General features: G+C 35.9%; 4 protein-coding genes. All 4 read left to right on the top strand.

Annotated features, from left to right (window positions below; translation table 11 throughout):
• Positions 1–865 precede the first annotated feature (865 nt).
• The 4 genes from F6K54_RS34300 (at position 866) to F6K54_RS34285 (ending at position 8,360) form a co-directional block, all read left to right on the top strand.
• Positions 866–4,282, top strand: a complete 3,417-nt coding sequence (locus tag F6K54_RS34300; protein ID WP_293088067.1) for a response regulator — start codon at positions 866–868, stop codon at positions 4,280–4,282.
• Between the two features lie 74 nt (positions 4,283–4,356).
• On the top strand, positions 4,357–4,518 hold the full coding sequence (locus F6K54_RS34295; RefSeq protein WP_293088066.1) for a hypothetical protein: 162 nt from the start codon (positions 4,357–4,359) through the stop codon (positions 4,516–4,518).
• On the top strand, positions 4,443–4,628 hold the full coding sequence (locus tag F6K54_RS34290; protein WP_293088064.1) for a hypothetical protein: 186 nt from the start codon (positions 4,443–4,445) through the stop codon (positions 4,626–4,628). Before F6K54_RS34295 ends, F6K54_RS34290 begins: the two co-directional genes overlap by 76 nt.
• Before the next feature lie 342 nt (positions 4,629–4,970).
• Positions 4,971–8,360 (top strand): response regulator, encoded by a 3,390-nt coding sequence (locus tag F6K54_RS34285; protein WP_293088063.1) that lies wholly within the window; start codon positions 4,971–4,973, stop codon positions 8,358–8,360.
• Positions 8,361–8,795: the final 435 nt, after the last annotated feature.

Here is an 8,795-nt window from a genome sequence, read left to right as displayed (position 1 = left end):
ACCATTTTGAAAAAAGAATGTTACGAATAATAAGAATCATAAATAAACTTTCAAATAAAGTCTATTTGACGAAAAAGATAATTTACAACATCAAAAATGGTATTAAATCTATCCCCATACGAATTCTGGATTGCAGAATTGCTGGATTCTAAGAAATACTCTAGCTATTTGTAGCAAACATTTATCAAATTGGTATAATACCATTTTGAAAAAAGAATGTTACGAATAATAAAAATCATAAATAAACTTTCAAATAAAGTCTATTTGACGAAAAAGATAATTTACAACATCAAAAATGGTATTAAATCTATCCCCATACGAATTCTGGATTGCAGAATTGCTGGATTCTAAGAAATACTCTACCTATTTGTAGCAAACATTTATCAAATTGGTATAAACCATAATTATTTAATTATTAATAATGAATAATTAATAATTCGGTAAGGGAACGGGGGAGTAGGGGAGTAAATTTTGGGCTACTATCCTGTCCAAAATGGGCACTTTTTTGAGTATAAATAGCTGAAAGGTAGGTACTTTTTTCAGATATAAAAAGGCTAAAACTTTGGGTGCATCTCAATGCGTGAATAAAGCCAAAAATTTATCGCTTTTAGGGAACACCGGAGCTGGGAACAGGGAACAGGGAATATATAGGAGAAAAGTATTTTTGCAAATATGAGATGCACCCAAAACTTTTATCTATAAATGCTTTTAGATTAGATCGGTAAGCCCTAATTAATAATTATTAATTATTAATGATTAATTATTAATTATTAATTGTTTCCTATAATTTGTAACATTACTTTTTTCAAATTGGCATGACTAAATTCAAGTTCAGAGATATATTAGAAATAAACTTAAAACTTTTATGTTATTTAGACCTCTATCTTTCACACTGGGCAAAATGTTTAGCAAACTTCCTCTCAAAACTGTCCTTATTGTTCCTTTTATTCTACAAATTGTTAGTGCTGTGGGATTAGTAGGATATTTTTCTTTTACCAATGGACGCCAAACTGTTGATACTCTGGCAAACCAGTTAACTAAGGAAATTAGCACCCGTATTGAACAGCACGTTTTAAGTTATCTCAACAAATCTTATCAGGTACTAAGAGTAACTAATGATGCAATTGAAAGTGACAATTTAGATGTCTACAATTTTGGGGCAATGCGAGCCTATTTCTGGCAAATTATCAAAGAAGGGGATTTGGAAAGTGACCTTTTTTTCGGTAATGAGCAGGGGGAATTTATTGGTGTTGAGCTTAATCCTGATAATGGTGAAATTGTCTTCCGGATTCGTACTATAGCTACTCAACCAGTTCGTGAAATTTATCGGCTAGATTCTCAAGGTAATGCAGAAGAGTTTCTGAAAGTCAAAGAGTATGACCCCCGGATTCGCCCTTGGTATAAGGCGGCAAAAAAACTTGGTCAACCCACATGGAGTTCTATTTATCCAGCTTTCTCTCGTGCTAATACATCTTTGGATATATCCGCTGTCAGACCCATTTTTAATTCTACTGGCCAATTAATCGGGGTTTTAGCAAATCAGACCAGTTTGACCAGGATTACAGAATTTCTCACAAACTTAAATATTAGTCCCAATGGACAAAGTTTTATTATGGAGCGATCGGGGGATTTAGTTGTTAGTTCTCAAATTTCCCAACCATTCCTCACTATTGAAGTTGATAATAAGAAAAAAATTGAACGCTTATCTGCTATTGATAGCGATAACATTACAGTAAGTTCTACGGCGAAACACCTACAAGAACAGTTCGGTAATTTTGATGAAATTGAACGTAGCAAACAAATCAATTTTCTGATTGATGGAGAGTGGCATTACGCTAGCATAATGCCAGTTAAGGATGGTAAAGGTATAGACTGGTTAGTAGTTGTAGTCGTTCCCGAAAATGACTTCATGGAAAAAATTAACACCAACACCAAGAACACAATTTTATTCAGTCTTGCTGCTCTGATTGTAGCTATCTTAGTAGGAATAGTCACCACGAACTGGATTTCCCAACCTATTTTACAACTTAATTCTGCGGCTAAAGAAATCGCTCAAGGGAAATGGGAAAATCAACTCAATATTAACCGTGGTGATGAAGTAGGTGAACTTGCCAACTCTTTTAATCTCATGGCAATTCAACTTAAAAATTCTTTTCAAACTCTAGAAACACAAAATGAGCAGCTCAAACAACTAGACCGCCTCAAAGACGAATTTTTAGCTAACACTTCCCACGAACTCCGAACCCCACTTAATGGAATTATTGGTCTTGGTGAATTTATCTTGGAAGATAGCACTGGAGAGTTGAATCCGGTCGCCACTTCCAACTTAAGTATGATAGTTTATAGCGCTCGTCGTCTATCTAATCTCGTCAACGATATTCTTGACTTTTCAAAGCTCAGACATCAAAAATTAGAACTGCACATGAAACCAGTTGATGTGCGTGGAGTGGTTGAAGTAGTGGTAGCTTTAAGCCAAGTTTCTATAAAAAAGAAAAACCTGCAATTAATCAACAGTATTCCCAAAAATTTACCTCCAGTTTATGCTGATGAAAATCGTTTGCAACAGATTTTCTATAATTTAATTGGTAATGCTATCAAATTTACTGAATCTGGAGTAATTGAAATTTCAGCCGCATTAGTTAGCAGTCGTCCTACAAAATCTCAAAATGGCGATCGCTCTGACCTGGATACAGAAAAACTAGCGATCACTGTCTCTGATACTGGCATTGGTATTCCTACTGAGAAATTAGACCGGATCTTTCAATCTTTTGAGCAAGCTGAAGGTTCTGCCGCAAGGAAGTATAGTGGTACAGGTTTAGGGTTAGCAGTCACAAAACAATTAGTTGAACTCCACGGCGGTCATATTTCGGTAGAGTCTGAAGTGGATGTTGGTTCCCGCTTTATTTTTACCTTACCAATTTCTCAAGAAACTGTAGCAGAAACTTCTAATACTCCAACAATAAACACTGTTCATTATATCGAAGAGGAAATAGAAATTCCTGAAGAAACAACTCCTGTTGATACTAATATTTATAATAGTAACTTTCATATTTTGATTGTGGATGATGAACCTATAAATATTCAAGTTTTGAATAATCATCTCAAAGCTAAGAACTACAGAGTCACCCAAGCGTTAAACGGAAAAGACGCTTTGACAGCTTTGGAGCAAGAACAGAATATTGACATGATTTTACTAGATGTAATGATGCCCAAGATGTCTGGTTATGAAGTCTGTGCTAAAGTTCGGGAAAAATATCCTCCTCATAGTTTGCCCATCTTGATGTTAACTGCTAAAAATCAAGTAGCTGACTTAGTTATGGGTTTCCAATTTGGTGCTAATGATTATCTGACTAAACCTTTTGCTAAAGATGAATTATTAACTCGGATTAAAACTCATCTTCAGCTATCAAAAATTACTAATGCTTACGGACGTTTTGTACCACACGAATATGTCAGATTGCTATCAAAAGAAAATATTCTTGATGTTAATTTAGGCGATCGGGTGAGTAAAAAGATGGCTATATTCTTTTCTGATATTCGCTCTTTTACGAGTATATCTGAAAAGATGACTTCTCAAGAAACTTTTGCTTTTGTCAATGCTTATTTACAACAAGTTTGTCCGGAAATTCGTGCTTATAAAGGTTTAATTATTAAGTTTATGGGAGATGGGATTATGGCTGTATTTCCCGAAGGCGCTGATGATGCTGTACAGTCAGCTATTTCTCAACTTCAGACATTACAGGAATATAATCAAACTTTAAAAGCTATGGGTTTGTTTCCGATGAAAATCGGAATTGGTATTCATTGGGGTCACATGATGGTTGGTATAGTGGGAGAGGAAACTCGGATGTCAGGAGATGCACTTTCTCATAATGTAAATTTGACTTCACGTTTAGAAGGTTTGACTAAGTATTATGGGGTTTCTTTATTAATTTCTGAGTCAGCTTTTAAGAGTTTAAAAAATCCTGAAAAATATCAAATTAGATTTTTAGATAGAGCATCTGTTAAGGGTAGAGATGAACCGATTAGTGTTTATGAGGTGCTTGATGGGGAAGTAGATTCTGTCCGAGAACTAAAATTAAAAACTCAGGCAGATTTTGAACTAGCTGTAGAGTATTATCGTTTGGGAGATTTGGTTGCTGCTAAGAATTATTTTGAGAAAGTATTAGCAGTTAATTGTTCAGATCAAACATCTCAACTTTATTTAGAAAGAATTGAGGAGTTAACAATAACTGGTGTGCCGAAAAACTGGGATGGAGTTTGGGCATTTACCGAGAAGTAAGGAGTGGGGGTTCTTGAGGACACGGAGAGGGGGAGAGGGGGAGACGCGGAGAGGGGATTCTTGAGGACACGGAGATGGGGAGAGGGGGAGAGGGGGTGTCACCGTGTCACCGTGTCACCGTGTCTCCGTTTCCTCATGGGGGAGATGGGGAGATGGGGAGATGGGGAGATTGGGAGATGGGGAGATGGGGAGATGGGGAGATGGGGAGATGGGGAGATGGGGAGACGCGGAGATAGGATGTCACCGACACACTGCGTCCCCGTGTCTCCGTTTCCTCATGGGGAGTAGAGAAGTAGGTAGTGATATCATGTCCGATAGCATCGGAGCGTGTATAAAATTAAGGTGACACTCTTGAGAAAACCTTCTGCCTCCTGCCTCCAGCATAGCTGCCTTCCTTCCACCAAAGTCTAATTATTCAACCGGACATGATATGACGTTGCATACAACGTCCGAGAGCGAGAAGTAAATATAATAATAATTAGGGCTTACCGAATTATCCGAGATGACATTAAGCGGATGTTTCGCCATTTATTGGTCGGCAATTCCCCTCCCGTTAACATTCGTATAACAGGAGACCCCTTTCCGACATTCAAGTTGGGGGGGGTTGCTCAAAATCCCCGTTACAAAAACAACTTCTGACTTCTGACTTCTGACTCCTGACTTCTGACTTCGTTAATACCTGGGCAAAATGTTTAATAAACTTCCCCTAAAAACTGTTCTGATTGTCCCATTTATTGTACAAATTGTTACTGCCGTTGGATTAGTAGGATATTTTTCTTTTACCAATGGACACCAATCTGTTGAGAGCATCGCAAATCAATTAACTAGGGAAATTAGCACTCGTATTCAGCAGCACATTTTAGAGTATCTTAACAAGTCCCATCAAGTGCTAAGATTCACCAATGAGGCAATTGAAAGTCGTAACTTTAATGTCTATGATTTTAACACAATGCGACTCTACTTTTGGCAAATTGTCAAACAGGGAAAATCGGAAACAGATCTTTTCTTTGGCAACGAACAAGGAGAGTTTATTAACGTTGAAATTAATCCCGATAGCGAAGAAATTGTCTTGAGAATTCGTACTAAAGCTACTCAACCATTGCGTCAAGTTTATCAGCTAGACGATCGTGGCAATATCGGCAAATTATTGAAAGTCAAAGAGTACGATCCTCGGATTCGTTCCTGGTATCAAGCAGCAAAACAACTAGGTAAACCTACATGGAGTCCTATTTATTCAGCCTTTTCTGGTTCTAATTCTTCTTTAGATATAGCTGCTGTTAAACCCGTCTTTGATTCTAATAATAAGTTAATCGGTGTTTTAGCCAATGAAAGCAGCTTGACACAGATTACAGAATTCCTCAAGAACTTAAAGATTAGTCCCAATGGACAAAGTTTTATCATAGAGCGATCGGGAAATTTAATTGCTAGTTCCCTGATTTCTGAACCGTTTGTGATTACTGAATCTGGTAAAAATAGAAAAATAGAACGTTTACAAGCTCTTGATAGTAATAATACCATATTAAGAGTCACAGCAGAATATCTAAAAAAAACATTTGGTAACCTCAAAGAAATTAATCGGGGTGAACAACTTAATTTTCCCATTGAAGGAGAATGGTATTACGCTAGCATCATGCCAGTTCAAGATGGTAAAGGTATTGATTGGCTAATAATTGTCATCGTTCCCGAACGTGATTTCATGGAAAAGATCGATGCCAACACCCGTACCACCATTTTATTAAGTATTGCTGCTCTGATGGTAGCTATATTAGTAGGAATAGTTACTACTTATTGGATTACTAAACCAATATTACAAGTTAATTCTGCAGCTAAAGAAATTGCGGAAGGCAAATGGGAAAACGAACTTAAAATTGACCGTAGCGACGAAGTTGGAGAACTTGCCCGGTCTTTTAACCTTATGGCAGCTCAACTCAAAAACTCCTTTGAAACCCTAGAAACACAAAACCAAGAACTCAAAAAACTAGACCGTCTCAAAGACGAATTTTTAGCTAATACCTCTCATGAATTACGAACTCCACTCAATGGCATTATTGGTATTGGCGAATTTCTGCTAGAAAGAAAAAGGGAAATCAACCCAATAATTATTTCCAATTTAAACATGATTGTTTCTAGCGCTCGTCGTCTTTCTAATCTAGTTAACGACATTCTTGATTTTTCTAAAATTAGATACAATCAACTAGAATTACAAATTAAACCTGTCGATCTTTTTGCGGTTGTAGAAACAGTAGTTACTTTAAATCTATTAGTCAATAAAAAAAATCTACAATTAATCAATGCTATTCCCCAAAATTTGCCTCCAGTGTCCGCTGATGAAAATCGCTTGCAACAAATTTTTTACAACTTAATTGGCAACGCCATCAAATTTACTGAGTCTGGCCAAGTGAAAATTTCTGCCACGGTAATTACCTCTCAACCCCCCAGATCATACTACTTTAATCAAAATACAGACCAATATCAACAACCTCAACAACTGAAGATTGTTGTTTCTGATACTGGTATTGGTATTCCCGCTAATAAACTAGACAGCATCTTTGAATCTTTTGAACAAGGAGATGGTTCCACAGCTAGAAAATATGGTGGTACAGGTATAGGGTTAGCAGTCACAAAACAATTAGTCGAACTCCACGGCGGTCATATTTGGGTTAATTCTGAAGTCGGTGTCGGTTCTAGTTTTAGTTTTACTCTACCCATTTCTCAACAATCTGTAGCCGAATCTTCTAGTTTTCTTGTCCCTACAGTTAACAGTATTCATTATCTCATTGAGGGAGTAGAAGCATCTGTAGACATCACACCCAATGAAAATTATTTAGCTGGGGGAGATTTCCACCTTTTAATTGTTGATGATGAACCGATAAATATTCAAGTTTTAAACAACTACCTCAAGGCTAATAACTATCAAGTTACTCAAGCATCAAATGGAAAAGAAGCTTTGGCAGTTTTGGATAATAACAATTTTGATATGATTTTACTAGATGTCATGATGCCTAATATGTCTGGTTATGAAGTCTGCGCTAAAATTAGGGAAAAATATCCTCCTCAGAGTTTGCCCATCTTGATGTTGACTGCTAAAAATCAAGTCGCGGATTTAGTTATGGGTTTTCAGTTTGGTGCTAATGATTATTTGACTAAACCCTTTGCTAAAGATGAATTATTAACTAGAATTAAAACTCATATTCAATTATCAAAAATAACTAATTCCTACGAGCGTTTTGTACCCCAGGAATATGTAAAACTGCTATCAAAAGAAAATATTCTTGATGTGAAATTAGGCGATCGTGTGAGTAAGAATATGGCTATATTTTTTTCTGATATTCGCTCGTTTACGAGTATATCTGAGCAGATGACTTCTCAAGAAACTTTTGCTTTTGTGAATGCTTATTTACAAAAAGTTTGTCCAGAAGTTCGTGCTTGCAATGGGTTGATTATTAAGTTTATGGGAGATGGTATTATGGCGGTATTTCCTGATGGTGTTGATGATGCTGTACAGTCGGCTATTTCTCAACTTCAGAAATTACAAGAATATAATCAGATTCTCAGTTCGGTAGATGGTTTGTTTCCGATTAAAATTGGTATAGGTATTCATTGGGGTCATATTATGGTTGGTATAGTGGGAGAGGAAACTCGGATGTCAGGAGATGCAATTTCTCATAATGTGAATTTGACTTCACGTTTAGAAGGTTTGACTAAGTATTATGGGGTTTCTTTATTAATTTCTGAGTCAGCTTTTAAGAGTTTAAAAAATCCTCGGAAATATCAAATTAGATTTCTAGATAGGGCATATGTTAAGGGTAGCGATGAACCGATTAATGTTTATGAAGTGTTGGATGGAGAAGTAGATTTTGTGCGAGAATTAAAATTAAGAACTCAGGCAGATTTTAAATTAGGTTTAGAGTGTTATCGTTTGGGAGACTTGGTTGGTGCTAAGAGTTATTTTGAGAAAGTATTAGCAGTTAATTCTTCAGACAAAACTTCTCAACTTTATTTGGAAAGAATTGAGGAGTTAACAATAACTGGTGTGCCTAAAAATTGGGATGGAGTTTGGGAATTTACTGAGAAGTAATATCGTTTCACTGAATTAAAAAGTCAAAAGTTAAAAGTTAAAAGTAAGGTTTTATCAGCTCAAATCACGGAATTAAAAAGTCAAAAGTTAAAAGTTAAAAGTAAGGTTTTATCAGCTCAAATCACGGAATCAAAAAGTCAAAAGTTAAAAGTTAAAAGTAAGGTTTTATCAGCTCAAATCACGGAATCAAAAAGTCAAAAGTTAAAAGTTAAAAGTAAGGTTTTATCAGCTCAAATCACGAAATTCAAAAGTCAAAAGTCAAAAGTCAAAAGTTAAAAGTAAGATTTTATCAGCTCAAATCACGAAATTCAAAAGTCAAAATTCAAAAGTTAAAAGTAAGGTTTTATCAGCTCAAATCACTGAATTCAAAAGTCAAAATTCAAAAGTTAAAAGTAAGGTTTTATCAGCTCAAATCACGAAAGTCAAAAGTCAAAA

The sequence above is a fragment of the Okeania sp. SIO3B5 genome, assembly GCF_010692555.1.
Lineage (GTDB): Bacteria > Cyanobacteriota > Cyanobacteriia > Cyanobacteriales > Microcoleaceae > Okeania.
This window is presented reverse-complemented; position numbering and strand designations above follow the sequence as displayed.